This window comes from Macrococcus sp. S115 (assembly GCF_030067655.1).
Classification (GTDB): domain Bacteria; phylum Bacillota; class Bacilli; order Staphylococcales; family Staphylococcaceae; genus Macrococcoides; species Macrococcoides psychrotolerans.
The window spans coordinates 275609-294521 of sequence record NZ_JASJES010000001.1 but is presented as its reverse complement, the minus strand read 5'-3'; the positions used below and the strand labels follow the sequence as shown (position 1 = coordinate 294521).

Genomic DNA, 18913 nt, shown 5'->3' with positions numbered 1-18913 from the left:
TTATGGCTGAAAGTTATAAACAATCAGGCGTTGATATCCATGCAGGATATGAAGCGGTTGAACGCATGAAAAAGCATGTGAATAAGACGATGCGTAAAGAAGTGCTTGGAGGGCTCGGCAGTTTCGGTGCGGCATTCGACTTATCACAGCTGAACATGAAAGCACCTGTTCTCGTTTCAGGTACTGATGGGGTAGGTACGAAATTACGTCTTGCAATCGATAGTGATCGTCATGACACAATTGGAATCGATGCAGTGGCAATGTGTGTGAACGATATTTTAACGACAGGTGCGATGCCGTTATACTTCCTTGATTACTTAGCATTAAATAAAGTAGACCCTGTAATCGTCGAACAGATCGTTAAAGGTGTTGCTGAGGGCTGTGCTGAAAGTGAATGTGCACTGATCGGCGGAGAAACTGCAGAGATGGGCGATATGTATCATACAGGTGATTATGATATCGCTGGATTTGCTGTCGGTGCTGTTGAGAAGGATGCATATATTACAGGTGAACGTATCGCTGAAGGTGACGTGATATTAGGACTTGCTTCAAGCGGTATTCACTCAAACGGTTACAGCTTAGTACGTAAGATCATTAAAGATAACAATCTCGATCTAGATGCTGAATTTGATAATGGTAAGACGTTACTGGATGTCGTGTTAGAACCGACACGTCTCTATGTCAAGCATGCAAAGGCAATATTGGATGCAGCGGACGTACACGGTATGTGTCACGTGACCGGTGGTGGCTTTATTGAGAACGTTCCGCGTATCTTTGTGACTGAAGGACTATATCCGGAGATCGATGTTACAAACATTCCACGTCAGAAGATCTTTGACTTATTACAGGAAAAAGGCAGCATCGACAAGATGGAGATGTACAATATCTTCAATATGGGTATCGGTTTTATCTTTATCGTACCGAGAGAAGAGGTAGAGAATGTGCGTGCAGCCGTTAACGAAGAAGTGTTTGAAATCGGACGCGCCGTACGTGGGGATAAAGCAATCGACATCAAAGGTGTGGAATATGACTAAGGTCGCGATCTTTGCTTCAGGTAATGGTTCGAATTACGAGAAGATTATGGAGCATATTCAGGCAGGATTCCTGGATCATATTGAAGTGACAGGCCTCTATACAGATAAACGTAGCGCGTTCGCAATTGAGCGCGCACGTCGTTTTGATACGCCTGTACATGTCTATGAACTGAGAGCATTCGACGATAAAGCGGCATATGAGACAGCGATACTGGAACAGCTAAAGCGTGATGGTGTGGAATGGGTCATTCTTGCCGGCTATATGAAGCTTGTTGGCAGTACGTTACTTGATGCATATGAAGGAAAGATGATCAACATCCATCCATCGATATTACCGAGCTTTCCTGGTGTTAACGCTGTCGGACAGGCGCTGGATTATGGCTGCCGTGTCAGTGGCGCTACTGTCCATTACGTTGATAGCGGTATGGATACAGGTAAGATCATCGACCAGATGAGCTGTCCGATCTACGAAGAAGATACAGAGGAGACATTGCAATTACGTATTCAGAATCTAGAGTACGAACTCTATCCACGCGTCATCAAGAAAATTATTCGATAAGGAGTCTACTTATGAGAAAAGCATTACTAAGTGTGTCAGATAAAACGGGGATCATTCCATTTGCACAGCAGTTAACAGAACTTAACTTTGAACTTTATTCAACGGGTGGTACGAAAAAGGCATTAGAAGATAACAATATTGCGGTAAAGTCAGTCAGTGAACTAACAAACTTTCCTGAAATTATGGACGGACGTGTGAAGACATTACACCCGAACATTCACGGTGGGATATTAGCGGACCGCAGCAACCCTGAGCACGTAAAAGCAATGGAGACTCACGGTATTCAGCCGTTAGATTTAGTGGTCGTGAATCTCTATCCGTTTGAAGCGACAGTTGCAAATCCAGACGTTACTGAAATGGATGCCATCGAGAATATCGATATCGGTGGGCCGACAATGTTACGTTCATCAGCAAAGAACTTCAAGCATGTCATCACTGTTGTAGACCCGGCAGATTACGAGGAAGTCATCGAAAAATTAAAAGCCGATACTTTAGACGAGACATTCCGTAAACAGCTGATGATCAAGGTGTTCACACACACAAATAAATACGATTCAGCAATTGTTAACTTCTTCAGCGATAATACATCAACGCTGCGTTACGGTGAAAATCCGCATCAGAAGGCGCGTTTCATCAAGACAGATACAAAACCGAACACTTTAGCTGGTGCACGCATTCTGCACGGCAAGCCGCTGAGCTTTAACAATATTAAAGATGCAGATGCAACACTGTTCTTAGTGAAGCAGTTTGATATGCCTGCTGCAGTTGCTGTGAAGCATATGAATCCTTGTGGTGTCGGAACAGGCGAAGTCGTCAGCGAAGCATTCCAGAATGCATATGATGCTGACAGCCAGAGTATCTTCGGAGGAATCGTCGCATTAAACCGTGAAGTGGATAAAGCAACAGCTGAAAAGATGCACGCCATCTTCCTGGAAGTGATCATCGCGCCGAAGTTCAGCGACGAGGCACTTGAAATCTTGACGGCGAAGAAAAACATTCGACTGCTTGAAATTGATATGGATACAGATAAAGATGAAGAAGAGTTCGTATCTGTTTCTGGGGGCTATCTCGTTCAGGATAAAGATCTGCTGAACGTAACGCGTGAGGATATGCGTGTCGTAACAGAGACAGAACCGACAGAAGCACAATGGAAAGCAATTGAGCTTGGCTGGAAAGTCGTTAAAAGCGTGAAGAGTAACGCCATCGTCCTTGCAAACGATAAGCAGACAGTAGGAATCGGTGCAGGTCAGATGAATCGTGTCGGTGCAGCGAAGATTGCCATCGAACGTGCCATTGAAATGAATGATGATGTCATCCTTGCAAGTGATGGCTTCTTCCCGATGTCTGATACGGTTGAAACTGCATATGCCGCAGGTATTAAATGTATCGTTCAGCCAGGGGGCTCTATTAAGGATCAGGATTCAATCGACAAAGCGAATGAATGCGGCATCGCAATGGTGATGACAGATGTCAGACACTTTAAACATTAGGAGGCAGCTATGAATATATTAGTAATCGGTAGTGGGGGTCGTGAGCATGCATTGGCGAGAAAGCTCGCACAGTCACCACGTGTCACGGAAGTGTTCGTTATTAAAGGCAATGATGCGATGGCCCGCGTGGCAACGCTTGTGGATATCGCTGAAGATGATCATGGTGCTATCGTACAGTTTGCGCAAGATAACACGGTTGAACTTGTCGTTGTCGGCCCAGAGCAACCATTGATCGATGGCTTAAGCGATCGATTAAGTGAAGCAGGCATTAAAGTGTTTGGTCCGAACAAGAAGGCTGCCCAGGTGGAAGGCTCTAAAGACTTTGCGAAAGCATTGATGAAAAAATACGACATCCCGACTGCAAGCTATGAAACGATTGATAATAAAGCAGATGCACTAAAATACTTAGATGAGAAAGGGACACCGATCGTCATTAAATACGACGGGCTTGCTGCTGGTAAAGGTGTCGTCGTTGCAATGAACCGTGATATGGCGGTTGATGCCATCAATGATTTCTATGCTGAAGCAGGGGCTAAAGTGGTCTTTGAAGAGTATCTTGAAGGGGAAGAATATTCACTTATGGTAATCGTTAATGATGATTTCTGTATCCCGTTTGATACGATCGCACAAGACCATAAACGTGCTTTTGACAATGATGAAGGTCCGAACACTGGTGGTATGGGTGCATATTGTCCAGTAAATCATATCTCTCAAGATGTCCTTAAGACAACATATGATACAATCGTCTATCCGACAGTGCGCGGAATGCATGAAGAAGGGCTGAACTACTTCGGCGTACTCTATGTCGGTGCAATCCTTACAGATGAGGGACCGAAAGTTATTGAATTTAACGCACGTTTCGGGGATCCAGAAGCGCAAGTGCTATTAAGACGTTTAGAGACAGATCTCGTAGCGTTGATTGAAGCTGCTCATAATAAGACTGAACTGGACTTAGTATGGCGTAACAAGGCGATATGTGGTGTCGTGCTGGCATCGAATGGTTATCCGGGCAGTTACGATAAAGGTGCAGTCGTAGAAGGCTATGATTATCAGGATGACTATATTGTGAGTGCGTTGAAACGCGTTGATGACACGTGGGTAACGAGTGGAGGACGTGTGATGCTTGCATTGGGTGAAGGTGATAATCTTCAACAGGCACAGCAAGCAGCATATGAAAATGTTAAGAAAATTAAGAGTGACGGTCTATTCTACAGAACAGATATTGGAAATAAGGGTCTGAAATAAAATACACAATAGAGGCTGGGACATTTGTCCCAGCCTCTATTGTATTAAACGGCGGAACACTTTTGTCCCAGCCTCTATTTATTCAAATGTTTTTTGTACGTCTTCTTTAGTCTGTTCCTGACCTTCTGAATTACTATCTTGTTTTTTCTCTTCTTGTTCTTTAGCTTCTTCTGCATTATTCTTTAACTCTTCGTATTTTTCTGTCATGATAATTCCTCCTAAAAGTTGTTATAGTTTAGTTTACCCCTCTTCTCGATCATTAAACATCTCAGTCTTAAGCATGATTTTATTGAAATGCTAGGACATTTCTCATAAAACACATTATAATATGGAATGAGGTGGAATTATGAACTGGATTAAAAAACATTTCGAGATTCTGATTGGATATCTATTAGGTACCATGAATATGATTCTTGGAATATTTGTCATTGTGAATCACAAACAGATTTCACATTTTAAAGATGTCGATATCAATAAGATGCATATGTATAGTTTCTTTGATTTTATCAATATTTATTCGTTTGAGCTGATCAAGCTGCTGAGTCATTATATTAATCAGTTTACACTCTTATCTGGTGTGCTATTTATTGTCATTGGAGGTGCATTCTTCTATGTATCACGTAAGCTCAGACAGACGACACTTTATGATAAGGTGATTGCTCAAGTCTACCTTTTGTTCGGTGGATTACTGTATATCATCACATCGATTCTTATTTTTGAGATGTATGGCTTCTACGCACTGTTATATCTGCTTTTCTTCATCAGCGTCGTCTACTATACTTTGAACAGAAAGCGTCTGAATACGCATTTTAGAAAGCTGCATATCAATATTCTTATATTCATCTATGCGCTTGCATATTTTATGACACAGCTTGCGGTCTATGATAATTTGAATGAAGAGAAGGTGACACCGCTCGATGTGATGACCCTCAACTTCTTCTTTATCCTGCTTGTGCTTTTAGCAACATTATGTCTTGTTAACTATGTATTCTTGAAGCGTACGCTCGTTAAAGCATCCGATCACATGAAACGTACTGAGAAGAAGCGGGATTCTAAGATCAGCCGAATGATCCGTGAGAATACGAACATGACGATCAATAGGTTATCTGAAGAGTCGCTGAAATTAGATGAAAAGGTCGTCCTTATGATGCAGAGATGCTCTCTAAGAAAGCTCATCAACCTACAGGATGAGGATATCCCGTCGTGGTTTAAGTATCCGCGCTGGATCAAAGCATTTCATATCGAACTGCTACTGAGTAGTCTGCTGTTTATCATTACAGTAATCGAACTGAATAACCGCAACATGCTGTTTGAAGCGACGAAGTTCAATGTTGTGAAGATGCAGTATTTCTACGAATGGATTAATTTATTCGGAATGCTTTTAATCATAATTATGTACATCTATTTTACATTGATGATTCATTTTAGATCTCGCGGTTACTTCGGGCAGTTATTTACAATCTCATTTTTAATGATTAAAGTGATTGTTAGTTTCTACTTGATGCTATTTAAAGGAATCAACTTATCCCTATTCATCCCTCCGATACTTATATTACTGCTGTTAATACAGTTACCGCTGTATATAATCCATTTGCAGAAAAGGTACTGATAATTTCAACTGAATGTTTTTCTGAAATTCTATTGTGGAAAACTGGGATTCACGATATAATCGTTATGGAAACGTTACCATGGGGATGGGAGAAATTTCCGTGAATCAAATAATGAACGTGGAATAGACATCTGATAGAGATGTCTATTTTTTATGGTATAGTTAATGTATTAAATTTTAAGGAGAAATGTATGAAAAATGTAACGATTAAACGTAGTAAGCAGCAGAAATTTACCCATGGTTATGTCCTGCTGGAGACAGATGATGTGTATCAGACAGACCAGATTGAAGAAGGGGAGCTGTTCACTGTTAAGACAGAGCAAGGTGAACTTATCGGTACATTCTATTCAGGGTTGCAGCATAAAGGTCTTGGATGGAAGGTAAGTGATGCATATTTACAGTTTATCGATGCTTCATATTTTATTAACCTCTTTGAAACCGCGAATGCAGAACGTGCCTCTCTATATAATAGTACAGATACGAACGCCTTCAGATTGTATAATGGTGAAGGCGACGGACTTGGGGGCTTTACGATTGATTCATACGATGGACACCTGTTGATCACGTGGTATTCAAAGGGTATCTATCATTTTAAGCAGGACATAATTGAAGCGGTGAAAGCTGTATTTCAGTATAAGACAATCTATGAGAAGCTACGCTATGATAAGAATGTGCCGACCAATCAGGTAAGCGATGAAGGTACGGAATTTCCAATCATAATTAAAGAGAACAATCTGCATTATATGATCGATCTGACGGACGGTGCGATGACCGGTCTGTTCTTAGATCAGCGCGATGTAAGAAAGAAGCTGCTCCATATGGATACGAAGCATCGTGATATGCTCAATCTGTTTGCGTACTCAGGTGGTTTCTCTGTAGCAGTGGGCAGTAATGGCTACAAGACAACCAATGTAGATATTGCGAAACGTTCGATTGAACTGATGCAGCAGAACTTTGCATTAAACGAGATGAATCTGGATGACCAGACATTTATCACGATGGACGCATTTGATGCGCTCGCTTATTTTACACGTCACCTAAAGACATTTGATATCATCGTAATCGACCCGCCGAGCTTCTCACGTCATAAGAAGAAGGTATTTACAGTTAAGGATAACTATCATGAACTGATTACACAGGCGCTGCCGCTCGTCAATTACGGCGGATATCTGGTACTGTCGACAAATGCGTCGAATGTATCACTCAAACAGTTCAGAGCAATGATAGAAGAGACGCTGACAGACCGTGCCGATTATGAGATTGAGCAGATCATGGGTCTACCAAAAGACTTCAAGACGACAGACAAGTATAAGGCATCTAAATATTTGAAGGTCGTGTTTGTAAAGATTAAAGGATGATTAAACAATAGCTATTCTGGGAATAAAGCTTTAGATATTTATTTTAGGAGGAATCTATTATGGGATTATTAGATACTGCCATTAATATGGCGGCAAAACAATTTAAGAATAAAGAAGTGAAGACCCTCAGCTTACCGCAAAGTGAAGCGGATATTATAGAACGCCGTAAACGCGCAGAAAGTATGCTACACAATAAATCACTTATGTCGTCTGCTGCAGCCGTCGTGCCAATACCAGGGCTTGATGTGACAGCAGATTTAAAGCTGATGACTGATATTATCGAGAACATCAATAAAGAGTATGGCTTAAGTCATAAGCAGGTTAGCGGTTATGCAGATCATATTAAACAGAAGATCGTCTTTTCAGCTGCGAAGTCTGGAAGTGACTTCATCGGCAAGAAAGTTACAAAAGGCTTTGTTGCTGTGGTATTCAAGATGATGCTACGTCGTGAAGCACTGAAACAGTCAAAATGGGTGCCAGTTATCGGCCAGGCGGTCAGCGGTACAATCAGCTATTATATGATGAAGAAGCTCGGTGAGCAGCATATCGACAAATGCGAACGTGTCGCACGTGACCTTATCGTTTAAATGCTTTGTGAACATTTTAACAGAAATATTTTACAGCTTGTTGCTCTGTATCCAAATGATTGAGTTTCGTCAAAAAATTTGGTATATTGAAAGCGTATAGACAAGTAGTTTATATATTAAATTAATGCATAATGCAGCCAAAAGGAGATTATTATTATGGAACAAAAATCTTATGTAATTATTGACGAAACAGGAATCCATGCACGTCCAGCAACAATGTTAGTTCAAACTGCAAGTAAATTTGAATCTGATATTCAATTAGAATATAATGCGAAGAAAGTAAACTTAAAATCAATCATGGGTGTTATGAGTCTAGGTGTGGGTAAAGACGCAGAAATTACAATCTATGCTGAAGGTAGCGATGAGAAAGAAGCAATCGATGCAATCAGTGAAGTATTAGTTAAAGAAGGTTTAAGCAAATAATGACAACTTTAAAAGGTATCGGTGCATCAGATGGCATTGCAATTGCCAAAGCATACCTTCTGGTTGAACCTGATCTGTCCTTTAACAATGAAAAAGTAACAGATGTAGATGCAGAAGTTGAGAAATTCAAAGCTGCTATCAATCAATCAAAGGTAGAGTTGACACAGATTCGTAACAATGCAGAAGTAGCGCTTGGGCCAGATAAGGCAGCAATCTTTGATGCACATCTGCTTGTACTTGAAGACCCTGAACTTATTAATCCGATTGAAGATAACATTCGAAATAATCAGATGAATGCAGCAACAAGCCTCTCTGAAGTTTCAACGAACTTTATCACAATATTTGAATCGATGGATAATGAATATATGAAAGAACGTGCAGCAGATATTAAAGATGTATCTAAACGCGTATTGTCGCATATTCTTGGTGTGTCACTACCAAATCCAACGATGATTGATGAGCCTGTTGTCATCATTGCAGAAGACTTAACACCTTCTGATACGGCGCAGCTGAACAAGAAGTTTGTTCAAGGATTTGCGACAAATATCGGTGGGCGTACAAGCCATTCAGCGATTATGAGCCGTTCATTAGAAATTCCAGCGGTTGTTGGTACTAAAAATATTACCGGTGCTGTGCAGCAAGGAGATTTTGTAATTGTTGACGGTATTTCAGGAGAAGTCATCATCAATCCAGATGAGCAGACGATTACGGGGTATAAAGCACGACAATCTGCTTTCTTGCAAGAGAAAGAAGAATTAAAGCAGCTGGTTAACGATAAGACGGTCACTAAAGAAGGTAAGCACGTAGAGCTTGCTGCGAACATCGGTACACCGAATGATCTTGAAGGCGTTAAGAATAATGGTGCAGAAGGTATCGGACTCTATCGTACAGAGTTCCTTTATATGGGACGCGATACTATGCCTTCTGAAGACGAACAGTTTGAAGCATACAAGAAGGTGCTATCTGAGATGGATGGTAAACGTGTTGTTGTGCGTACATTAGATATCGGTGGAGATAAAGAGCTTCCGTACTTAAACTTACCGAAAGAGATGAACCCGTTCCTTGGATACCGTGCGATTCGACTTTGTCTGGATCAGCAGGATATCTTTAGAACGCAGCTTCGTGCGTTACTGCGTGCATCCATCCACGGTAAACTGAGCATCATGTTCCCGATGATTGCGACAATTAACGAATTCCGTGAGGCGAAAGCAATCTTAGAAGAAGAGAAAGCGAGTTTAACTGCAGATAAAGTTAAAGTTGCTGACGATATCGAGCTTGGAATCATGGTAGAGATTCCTTCTACAGCAGCAATGGCCGATATCTTTGCGAAAGAGGTTGACTTCTTTAGTATCGGTACGAATGATCTTATTCAATATACGATGGCAGCAGACCGTATGAGCGAACGTGTCTCTTATCTTTACCAACCTTACAATCCAGCAATCTTAAGACTGATCAAGCAAGTCATTGATGCCAGTCATAAAGAAGGTAAATGGACAGGAATGTGTGGAGAAATGGCAGGAGATACGACAGCGATTCCGTTATTGCTAGGTCTAGGTCTTGATGAGTTCAGTATGAGTGCGACAAGTATCTTAGGTGCACGTCGCCAGATTAAGAACTTAAGTCAGCCAGAGATGGCGAAAGTAGCTGAGCAGGCTTTAAACTGTGCGACACAAGAAGAAGTTGTGCAGCTCGTAGATGCATATCTATAATCTGAATTAAATTTAAGTTGAATCAATAAAACCCGAATAATAGGGAAAATGTAATTCATTTTCTCTATTATTCGGGTTATTTGTATAGTTATTTATTAATCTCGATCAGGGTGATCTCCGGTCGCGCACCGATGCGTACTGGAAAATGGGTCGTTCCGAGCCCGGTTGAGGTATGGAGCTGCATCTTATGCTGCCTGTACTTTAATGTATAGAGTCCGCGGTAATACTTTCTACCAAGCATCGGTCTCACTGGTGCACCGAGTATTGGCAGGGCGATCTGTCCGCCATGTGAATGTCCGGAGAGCTGCAGATCGACATCGAACCGTTTCGTGAAACGTGCAAAGTCAGGTTCGTGGATGAGTGCAATGGTATAGGCATCATGTGTCTTGTTGTAAAGCATCTGATCGATGTTACCGCCGCTATTGATGATATCGTCAGTCCCGCACATATAGATCGATTCATTATCATATGTAATATACTTTCCGTAGTTGTTCAGGATCTCAATTTCTGCATGCTGCATCACGCGTTCCAGGTCATGTGTGCGATGTGCGCGCTGATCGTGATTGCCATATACGAAGAACTTGTGACGCGCCTGTATCGTCTTAAAGAGCGGTATATAGCGGTCAGAATTTTCTTTGAAACGGTCCAGGTTATCAAATACATCTCCTGTGATACAGACGATATCAGGTTTCTGCTGATTCACCTGTTTGATTACATGGATAAGATCTTCATAATCAAACTGAAAACCGATATGCATATCTGAAAGATGGACAATCCGTAAGGGTCTTTCATGCTTCTTATGGAGTCCCTTAAGTTTGATGTGGCTGAGCTTCAATTGATTGACGGGATTGGGCATCATCGGAATCAGTCGCTCACCGAAATGGTCGATAAAGGCATACATCAATTGTTTAAGCATGAAGATACGCTTCAATCTTGTCGATATCCGGCTGATAGAAGAGCGCGTCGTCAATCTTGATAAGCGGCGTGCTCATCGCATCGTAGTCTATCATCTCGATCTTATAGGGCATATGTGAAATATTTTTTTCGGTAAATGTATAACCTTTATTAGTGAAATATTGTTTTATAAATGTACATGGCGGACAATCGTCCTGTGTATAGATTTCAATATTCATAACAGTGCTCCTTTTTTTATAATGACATGATTATAACACAGATTTGTCATAAATAAGTGGTTCAATTACTTTAAAAAAGGAACAGAGTAATATACAATAAATGTTATGTGAGTATTATCACAAAAGGAGGATTTTATTAATGGATGGACTCGTTATGAGTAGAATTTTAACTGCGATGACTTTAGGTTTTCATATTATCTTCGCAACGATTGGCGTGGGTATGCCACTGATGATCATGATTGCTGAAGGTATCGGTATTAAGACAGGGAATATGAAATATATTGCACTTGCACGTCGTATGGCGAAAGCATTTACAATTACTGTCGCAGTCGGCGTTGTAACCGGTACAATTATCGGATTACAATTATCGTTACTTTGGCCGTCATTTATGAAGCTTGGAGGCCAGGTGATTGCATTACCATTATTTATGGAAACTTTTGCGTTTTTCTTTGAAGCAATATTTTTAAGTATCTACCTTTATACGTGGGACCGTTTCAAAAATAAATGGATACATTGGATATTAAATATTCCGATCATCATCGGTTCAACGCTAAGTGCACTATTTATCACAAGTGTGAACTCGTTTATGAATACACCACAAGGTTTCGATCTGAAAGACGGGGTGCTGGTGAATATCGATCCGATTGCAGCGATGCTCAATCCTTCATTCTTCGTACGTGCATTCCATGTAGTGACAACAGGTGGGATGACGATTGCTTTCTGTGTGGCAAGTGTCGCGGCAGTGAAATTACTGAAGAATAAGTTTGCTGAAGATAGACAGTATCATAAGTCAGCACTCAATATGGCGATGATTGTCGGTCTAATCTTCAGTTTATTGACCATTCTTGCAGGTGACCTTTCTGCGAAGTTCCTGCATAATGAACAGCCTGAGAAGCTTGCAGCGATGGAATGGCATTTCGAATCTGAGAAGCAAGCAGATCTTGTACTCTTCGGTGTGCTAGATGAAAAGACACATGAAGTTAAAGGTGCGATCAAGATTCCTGGTGTCTTAAGTTTTCTGGCAGATAACAGCTTTAATACAGAAGTTAAAGGATTGAATGAGTTTAAAGCAGATGAACGTCCGCCGTTAATTATTCATTATTTCTTTGATCTGATGGTATTTTTCGGGATGTTCTCGTTTGCTGTGAGTGTCCTTTATGTCATCTTGAAGAAAGTACGTACAAAGGTGAGTACGAGCAACTTTATGCTTTATTTAATGGCACTTACAGGTCCGTTATGTATGCTTGCGATAGAGTTCGGCTGGTTCTTAGCTGAGATGGGCAGACAACCATGGTTACTCAGAGGATATATGAAAGTCGCTCAAGGCGTGACGCATGCAGAAGGTGTCAGCTTAGTGCTTGTAGGCTTTGGGTTACTTTATCTCATAATCGGATTCAGCTGTAGTTATGTACTCATCAGAATGTTCAAGGATAAGTCTGCAGCACAAGATATTGAAACATATGAATCAACGTATAATGGGGGTAGAGCATAATGGACTATCAACATATTGGAATACTCGTACTGTGGACGTTCTTATTCGGTTATATTATTCTCGGTGCCATTGATTTTGGTGCAGGATTCTTTATACTGTATGCCAAGCTGACACATCAGGAGAACGATTTAAGAGACGTCATCAAACGTTATTTGAACCCGGTATGGGAAGTAACGAATGTCTTCTTAGTGTTCTTCTTTGTAGGAATTGTCGGATTCTTCCCGGACACTGCCTACTATTTTGGAACGACATTACTGATACCTGTAAGTATTGCACTCCTGTTGCTGACGATACGAGGTTCGTTCTATGCGTTTGAGACATACGGTAAGGACTCTAAACTTGCATGGGTTGCATTATATGGTATCAGTGGATTGCTGATTCCGGCATCATTTTCGACAGTTCTGACGATTTCTGAAGGTGGATTTATTCATGAAACGAAGAAGGGAATCGCACTCGACTGGCTTGAACTCCTGATGAGCCCATTTTCATGGAGCGTAGTGTTTCTATGCATCATTTCCGTGCTGTTTATCTCTGCAGCATTCTTGACGGTCTATGCAAAGCGTGCAAATGATATGAAGGCGTATGGAATCTTAAGAAAATGGTATTTAATATGGGCATTGCCGATGCTTGTCATCTGTCAGTTCACATTCTTAAGTTTAAGACAGCAGAACGCACTGCACTTTAACACAGCAGTAGGTGATTACTGGTGGCTCTTCGGACTCAGTATCGTATGCTTCTTAATTGCACTGGTGCTGTATTACTTAGAGAAATCACTTGATATCGCATTTATCTTTGTCGTGCTGCAGTTTGCGACAGCATTCTATGGTTACGGCATCAGTAAATTACCATATATCCTATACCCATATGTGAATATGGATAAAGCAGTCGTGAATGAGACGATGGCCTTTTATTTAGTCGTCGCATTTATTTTAGGTTTACTTTTACTGCTCCCTTCATTATATTTATTAATGAGATTGTTTATCTTTGATGCAGATTATGTCAAAGGGAAAAAGAAATAATAAGGGGTAGTCATTATGGAAAAAGAATTTGTTGTCATTGGGCTTGGCCGGTTTGGTGGTAGTATCGTAAAAGAATTAAGTGCCCTTGATATGGACGTTATGGCGATTGACTCAGATGAAGCGCGTGTCAATGAGTATGCTGATATTGCGACGCACGCAGTGATTGCAGATACGACGGATGAGAATGTACTGAAAAGCCTGGGTATCCGTAACTTCGATCATGTCATTGTCGCGATTGGGGATAATATACAGGCAAGCATCTTGACGACATTAATCTTAAAGGATCTTGGTGTTAAGAAGGTTACAGCGAAGGCGCAGAATGATTATCATGCGAAAGTACTGAACAAAATCGGTGCAGACACAGTGGTACATCCAGAACGAGATATGGGCCGACGCATTGCGCACAATGTTGCGAGCTCCTCTGTACTGGATTATCTTGAACTTTCTGATCAGCACTCGATTGTTGAGATCCGTGCAGGTGAAACATTGCAGGGACATACTATTCTTGACCTGGATATCCGTGCAAATTATGGTATCAATATTATCGCGGTTAAGCGTGGCAGAGAGATTATCGTGTCACCTGATCCGGCTGTCGCGATTGAGAATGGAGACATTCTTATAATGATCGGTCATGATAATGATCTAAACCGTTTTGAGAAGAAGATTATGAAAGAATAGAAGATAACCCCGAATGATTCTAGAATCATTCGGGGTTATTGTTATTTAAATATACAGTGACGAGGGTGTATATTATTCTTTCTTATCTTTATTAACATCCATGATCATTGGAAGGATCATTGGTTTACGTTTCGTCTTTTCGTAAAGGTATGGTGCAAGCGTTTCGCTGATGACATTCTTAATATGATGCCATTCAAGTTCTTCGCCAGAATTTAATTTCTCGATAACGCGTTTTTTAAGTAGTCTGCTCGCTTCATAGATCATATGTCCAGATTCGCGCATATATACAAAGCCGCGAGAGATGATGTCAGGACCACTAAGCAGCTGATTCTTTTCGAAATCCACGCTGACAACTACGATGACTAAGCCTTCTTCTGACAGCATCTTACGGTCTTTGATAACAACGTTGCCGATATCGCCGATACCACTACCATCAACAAGTACATTCCCAGCTTGTACACGACCTGCATGACGTGCTGAGTCATGTGTTAATGCCAGTACGTCACCATTTTCGTGAATAAATACATTATCTGGGTTCACACCACAGTCGACACCGAGCTGTCCGTGCAGGCTCTGCATACGATACTCCCCATGAATCGGCATAAAATACTTCGGTTTCATAAGGCGCAGCATCAATTTCTGTTCTTCTTGAGAACCGTGTCCAGATGTATGGATATTTGATAATTTACCGTGGATAACATCAGCGCCTGCTTTGTAAAGGGCGTTGATCGTACGGTTTACGCTTAATGTATTCCCTGGAATAGGGGAAGAACTGAAGATTACTGTATCTTCAGGAATAATAGAAATCTGACGATGCGTGCCATTGGCGATACGTGACAGTGCTGCCATCGGTTCCCCTTGAGAGCCGGTACATAGAATCAGTAATTTATGTTTCGGTACTGTATTGATCTTATTCGCTTCGATAAATGTTTCAGGGGGTACTTTAATATAGCCTAGTTCTGTACCAATCTTAATATTGTTCTCCATAGAGCGTCCGAATATGACAATCTTGCGGTCGAACTTCACGGCTGCCTCAATTGCTTGCTGCACACGATAGATGTTTGAAGCGAACGTCGCAAAGATAATACGACCTGTACACTTACGGAAAATTTGTTCGACGTTCTGTCCCACCTCACGTTCACTGATCGTAAAGTTCGGAATTTCAGCGTTTGTTGAATCTGATAATAGGCACAGCACACCTTCTTCGCCAAGACGTGCCATCTTAGCGATGTTGGCAGGTTCACCAACAGGTGTAAAGTCGAACTTAAAGTCGCCGGTATGCACAATCTTACCTTCAGGTGTATCTACAATGACACCGTATGCTTCAGGTATAGAGTGTGTCGTTAAATAGAAGGACACCTTCAAGTGTTTAAATTCAAAGATACTGTCTTCAGTTATTGGATTTAAACTTGCGGTCCTAAGCAAGCCATGCTCTTCTAATTTATTACGAATAAGGCCTAATGCTAATGGTCCGCCGTAAATTGGAACATTCAGCTGTTTCAGTAAGAAAGGCACGCCACCAATATGGTCTTCGTGTCCATGGGTTATAAATAAGCCTTTAATTCTCTCTTTGTTCTCAATGAGATACGTGTAGTCAGGAATGACATAATCGATACCAAGTAACTCGTCCTCTGGAAACTTAATACCTGCATCAATGACGACAATCTCATCCTGATACTCTATTGCGTAGGTGTTCTTACCGATTTCGCCCATACCTCCAAGCGCGAAGACACCTACTTCATTTTTGCTTAATTGTTTCATTAAATTTTCTCCACGCTGTAATTTTCAGCTTTTTGTTCATACTCAAGGTGTGCACCTTCAAGTTTCTGAACAAATTCGATGTTGTAAGGACGATCGATTAAATATCTTCTCACTTGTTCTTCGCTCACTGCGTCGAAAAATTTAACCTGTGTGTTTTCACGAATGATTACTTCTGCTTTGTCTTCTTGATATAATACTTTAAAAATTGCCATGTTTATTGCCTCCTATAATTTACATAAAGAATGCCCTAGAAGTCTAGGGCTTAATAACCGTACAAGACATTATTAAAAATGTATGAGTACTACTATATTACATGATTCTTAATATAAGTGTAAAGCCTTATGAAGCGAATAATCATATTTATATGAAAATGTACTGAAAACTGATAGTTTATAAATAAATATAGTAGGAGGACAATGATGGAACATAAATTAATATTATTTGATATTGACGGTACGCTTTATGATTACGACAAAAACATTCCAAATTCAACGATGGCTGCGATAAAGGCGTTGCAGACACAAGGGCATACTGTCGCGATTGCGACAGGACGTGCGACATTTTTGGTGCAGCCAGTTCTGGAAGAGACAGGTGTTAAGAACTATGTGTCATTTAATGGTCAGTATGTCTATGCGAATGGTAATGTCATCTATGAAAACCCACTCGATACTGAAAGCCTTAAAGCACTTGAACATGTTGCACATGGACATGATCATCCCGTGGTCTTCTTAACACATGATGACCTTGTAGCGAATATTGATTTCCACGAGTATATCAAGACAAGTCTGGATACGATGCATATGGCGCATCCACGTAAAGCTGATACTTTCTATATGCAGCACAAAATCTATCAGGCGCTGATATTTCATCAGCAAAGTGAGGATGGAATCTATGATGGGCAATTTGAACATCTGAAGTTTATACGATGGCATGAACTGAGTCGTGATGTCGTGCCTGCTAACGGCTCCAAGATGAGGGGGATAACGCACCTTGCAGCCTCGCTTGGATTTAATATTGAAGATACGATTGCGTTTGGTGATGGATTAAATGATATCGAGATGATCCAAGGTGCTGGCATTGGCGTTGTGATGGGCAACGGTGTTGATGAGTTGAAACAGTATGCAGATTTCATTACAAAAGCAGTTGATGAAGATGGTATAATGTATGCAGTTAAAGCATTAAATTTAATTGAAGGATGATGACAATGAATACACATGCACAAGAAATGTTAAGAGAGTCAGAAAATAAAGCGATTCATCTTAAAATGATAGAATTTAATGTCAGAGGAAATGATGTCGTAGCTACATTCTTGTACGAAGACCTGTTTGAAGCAGAAGATGTACATTTGGCGCCGAGACCGAAAGATCCGATGTTTCTGCATGTTGATGAGCTTGATGAAGTCACACAGGTGCTGGGTGAAAAAGGGATTGCATACCAAGTTAGAAACGATGAATTTATTTAAAAAAACCGAAGCTTAAGCTTCGGTTTTTATTCAACTGCAATGGCATCCTTTTGTACTTTCATTGGATCTGCTTTATCGATATGATCATAGAACATGACACCGTTCAGATGATCGATTTCATGCTGAGCGACGATTGCACTGAAGTCCTTCAATCTAAGCTTCACTGCTTCGCCATCTGGGGTATACGCCTTGACGGTGATACGCGCATAGCGATGTACGATGCCCGGTACAGCTTCATCTACACTCAGGCAGCCTTCACCGGTCGGTAGATAGGATTTCTCGACACTATGGCTGATAATCTTCGGATTGATGAGCTGATGCGTCACATAATCGCCCTTTTTTTCGTCGTAGAAATGGATGACGAGCATGCGTTTCTTATAGTTCAGCTGTGGAGCGGCGATGCCGACACCACTTCTTAGTTGATACTTCCTGCTTTGTTCTTCATCCTGGCTCATCTTAAGAAACTCAAGCATATCATCGATCAGCTGTCTGTCTTCTGTTGATAGGGGGAGGGGAACTTCCTCAGCTTTCGCTCTTAATGTAGGATGTCCGTCCCGAATAATGTCTTTCATTGTTAGCATTGTCTTCACTCCTCAGAGTAAAATATATCAGATTATTAAGATATGTGCTATCGTTTGAAAATGATTTTGAAAAGATATAACATAAAGCCATAAATTAAGGAGGTTCAATATGAAGATAAGTAAATTAATATTTGCTTTGTTAATGGTTCTGTTATTAGCTGCCTGTCAAGGTAAGACAGAAGCGCTCGGCAATTTTGCCACACAGATCGACACTTCTGTAAAAGCGGAAGAACCTGTTAAGACAACAGGTGAAAAACTACAGAAACTAGAGAATGATAAAGTGAAAATCTTTAATCAGATCAATAAAGCGAAGCAAGGTGAAATTAAAGGCTACGCTGACCAGCTGCTTAAAAATGCTGACGACAGAAGAGACGCCATTGAAGAAGAAATAAAGGCAATGGACAAATCAAAAGGAATTTATGAAGATGCAAAAGCGATGACGAAAGATATCAAAGATGAAACACAGAAAAAGCAGGTCGCATCATTTATAGAGGTGAATGATAAAAAGTACACGCAGCACCAGCAGCTTATGAATAGCTATAAAGACATCCTTAAAACAGAGAAAGATGTATTTACATATTTGAAACAGCCACAGCCAAAATCTAAGGTGGTCAATGCCAAGATTGAAAATGTTACTAAGAAGTATGAACAGTTCAACAAAGATACTACGGCCTATGCCAACATGTTAAGAGCAGTCGAACAAGAGAAGACGAAAATGACAGATATCTTGAACGGTAAATAAGTGCTGCTATTACATTTTTGATATATAACAG

The 18913-nt window shown here is 40.8% G+C and carries 21 protein-coding genes; 15 read left to right on the top strand and 6 right to left on the bottom strand.

The window, feature by feature from the left end; genetic code table 11:
* The first annotated feature begins 2 nt into the window (after positions 1-2).
* From purM to purD, 4 genes are read left to right on the top strand one after another with little or no spacing between them, the layout of a single operon-like run.
* Positions 3-1034 (top strand): phosphoribosylformylglycinamidine cyclo-ligase, encoded by a 1032-nt coding sequence (purM, locus tag QNJ52_RS01495; RefSeq protein ID WP_283721680.1) that lies wholly within the window; start codon positions 3-5, stop codon positions 1032-1034.
* A complete protein-coding gene (gene purN, locus QNJ52_RS01490) occupies positions 1027-1593 on the top strand; it encodes a phosphoribosylglycinamide formyltransferase (RefSeq protein ID WP_283721679.1) in 567 nt (188 codons plus the stop codon). The genes purM and purN overlap by 8 nt, the downstream gene beginning before the upstream one ends.
* An 11-nt stretch (positions 1594-1604) precedes the next feature.
* Complete coding sequence (purH, locus tag QNJ52_RS01485) at positions 1605-3083, top strand: bifunctional phosphoribosylaminoimidazolecarboxamide formyltransferase/IMP cyclohydrolase (RefSeq protein ID WP_283721678.1); 1479 nt, start codon at positions 1605-1607, stop codon at positions 3081-3083.
* A 9-nt stretch (positions 3084-3092) separates the two neighbouring features.
* Positions 3093-4328 (top strand): phosphoribosylamine--glycine ligase, encoded by a 1236-nt coding sequence (purD, locus tag QNJ52_RS01480; protein WP_283721677.1) that lies wholly within the window; start codon positions 3093-3095, stop codon positions 4326-4328.
* 78 nt (positions 4329-4406) lie between these two features.
* Here purD and QNJ52_RS01475 read toward each other — a convergent pair whose 3' ends face one another.
* Positions 4407-4535, bottom strand: a complete 129-nt coding sequence (locus QNJ52_RS01475; protein WP_256447899.1) for a hypothetical protein — start codon at positions 4533-4535, stop codon at positions 4407-4409.
* Between the two features lie 139 nt (positions 4536-4674).
* Here QNJ52_RS01475 and auxA point away from each other — a divergent pair, with 139 nt between their 5' ends.
* From auxA to ptsP, 5 genes are all read left to right on the top strand, one after another.
* Complete coding sequence (gene auxA, locus QNJ52_RS01470) at positions 4675-5937, top strand: lipoteichoic acid stability factor AuxA (RefSeq protein ID WP_219494404.1); 1263 nt, start codon at positions 4675-4677, stop codon at positions 5935-5937.
* Positions 5938-6128: 191 nt separating this feature from the next.
* Entirely contained in the window at positions 6129-7295 is a 1167-nt protein-coding gene (locus tag QNJ52_RS01465; RefSeq protein ID WP_219494406.1) for a class I SAM-dependent rRNA methyltransferase, read from the top strand.
* A 59-nt stretch (positions 7296-7354) separates the two neighbouring features.
* Complete coding sequence (locus QNJ52_RS01460) at positions 7355-7882, top strand: DUF697 domain-containing protein (protein WP_283721676.1); 528 nt, start codon at positions 7355-7357, stop codon at positions 7880-7882.
* Between the two features lie 156 nt (positions 7883-8038).
* Positions 8039-8305, top strand: coding sequence for a phosphocarrier protein HPr (locus tag QNJ52_RS01455; RefSeq protein ID WP_099482422.1), 267 nt, complete (start codon positions 8039-8041; stop codon positions 8303-8305).
* Positions 8305-10014 carry a phosphoenolpyruvate--protein phosphotransferase gene (ptsP, locus tag QNJ52_RS01450; RefSeq protein ID WP_413474379.1) on the top strand — a complete coding sequence of 570 codons (1710 nt, stop codon included), beginning with the start codon at positions 8305-8307 and terminating at the stop codon, positions 10012-10014. The genes QNJ52_RS01455 and ptsP overlap by 1 nt, the downstream gene beginning before the upstream one ends.
* Before the next feature lie 88 nt (positions 10015-10102).
* Here ptsP and QNJ52_RS01445 read toward each other — a convergent pair whose 3' ends face one another.
* Both QNJ52_RS01445 and QNJ52_RS01440 read right to left on the bottom strand, forming a co-directional pair.
* A complete protein-coding gene (locus QNJ52_RS01445; RefSeq protein ID WP_219494409.1) occupies positions 10103-10930 on the bottom strand; it encodes a metallophosphoesterase in 828 nt (275 codons plus the stop codon).
* A complete protein-coding gene (locus tag QNJ52_RS01440) occupies positions 10923-11147 on the bottom strand; it encodes a glutaredoxin family protein (protein WP_283721675.1) in 225 nt (74 codons plus the stop codon). The genes QNJ52_RS01445 and QNJ52_RS01440 overlap by 8 nt, the downstream gene beginning before the upstream one ends.
* A 139-nt stretch (positions 11148-11286) precedes the next feature.
* On the opposite strand from QNJ52_RS01440, the gene QNJ52_RS01435 reads away from it, so the two are divergent.
* From QNJ52_RS01435 to QNJ52_RS01425, 3 genes are read left to right on the top strand one after another with little or no spacing between them, the layout of a single operon-like run.
* The gene (locus QNJ52_RS01435; RefSeq protein WP_219494413.1) at positions 11287-12639 is read left to right on the top strand and encodes a cytochrome ubiquinol oxidase subunit I; all 1353 of its coding nucleotides are present in this window, start codon (positions 11287-11289) and stop codon (positions 12637-12639) included.
* The gene (locus QNJ52_RS01430; RefSeq protein ID WP_219494415.1) at positions 12639-13658 is read left to right on the top strand and encodes a cytochrome d ubiquinol oxidase subunit II; all 1020 of its coding nucleotides are present in this window, start codon (positions 12639-12641) and stop codon (positions 13656-13658) included. The genes QNJ52_RS01435 and QNJ52_RS01430 overlap by 1 nt, the downstream gene beginning before the upstream one ends.
* 15 nt (positions 13659-13673) lie before the next feature.
* The gene (locus QNJ52_RS01425; RefSeq protein WP_219494417.1) at positions 13674-14336 is read left to right on the top strand and encodes a potassium channel family protein; all 663 of its coding nucleotides are present in this window, start codon (positions 13674-13676) and stop codon (positions 14334-14336) included.
* A 72-nt stretch (positions 14337-14408) separates the two neighbouring features.
* Here the strand turns inward: QNJ52_RS01425 and rnjA are convergent, their stop codons facing one another.
* The gene (gene rnjA / locus QNJ52_RS01420) at positions 14409-16097 is read right to left on the bottom strand and encodes a ribonuclease J1 (RefSeq protein WP_219494419.1); all 1689 of its coding nucleotides are present in this window, start codon (positions 16095-16097) and stop codon (positions 14409-14411) included.
* Positions 16097-16309 (bottom strand): DNA-dependent RNA polymerase subunit epsilon, encoded by a 213-nt coding sequence (locus QNJ52_RS01415; RefSeq protein WP_219494421.1) that lies wholly within the window; start codon positions 16307-16309, stop codon positions 16097-16099. Before QNJ52_RS01415 ends, rnjA begins: the two co-directional genes overlap by 1 nt.
* 207 nt (positions 16310-16516) lie before the next feature.
* On the opposite strand from QNJ52_RS01415, the gene QNJ52_RS01410 reads away from it, so the two are divergent.
* On the top strand, positions 16517-17296 hold the full coding sequence (locus QNJ52_RS01410) for a Cof-type HAD-IIB family hydrolase (RefSeq protein WP_283721674.1): 780 nt from the start codon (positions 16517-16519) through the stop codon (positions 17294-17296).
* A gap of 5 nt (positions 17297-17301) precedes the next feature.
* A complete protein-coding gene (locus tag QNJ52_RS01405) occupies positions 17302-17559 on the top strand; it encodes a hypothetical protein (protein ID WP_219494425.1) in 258 nt (85 codons plus the stop codon).
* A gap of 26 nt (positions 17560-17585) precedes the next feature.
* On the opposite strand, the gene def is transcribed toward QNJ52_RS01405, so the two are convergent.
* Entirely contained in the window at positions 17586-18140 is a 555-nt protein-coding gene (gene def / locus QNJ52_RS01400) for a peptide deformylase (protein WP_283721673.1), read from the bottom strand.
* A 109-nt stretch (positions 18141-18249) separates the two neighbouring features.
* On the opposite strand from def, the gene QNJ52_RS01395 reads away from it, so the two are divergent.
* Complete coding sequence (locus tag QNJ52_RS01395) at positions 18250-18882, top strand: YkyA family protein (protein WP_283721672.1); 633 nt, start codon at positions 18250-18252, stop codon at positions 18880-18882.
* Positions 18883-18913: the final 31 nt, after the last annotated feature.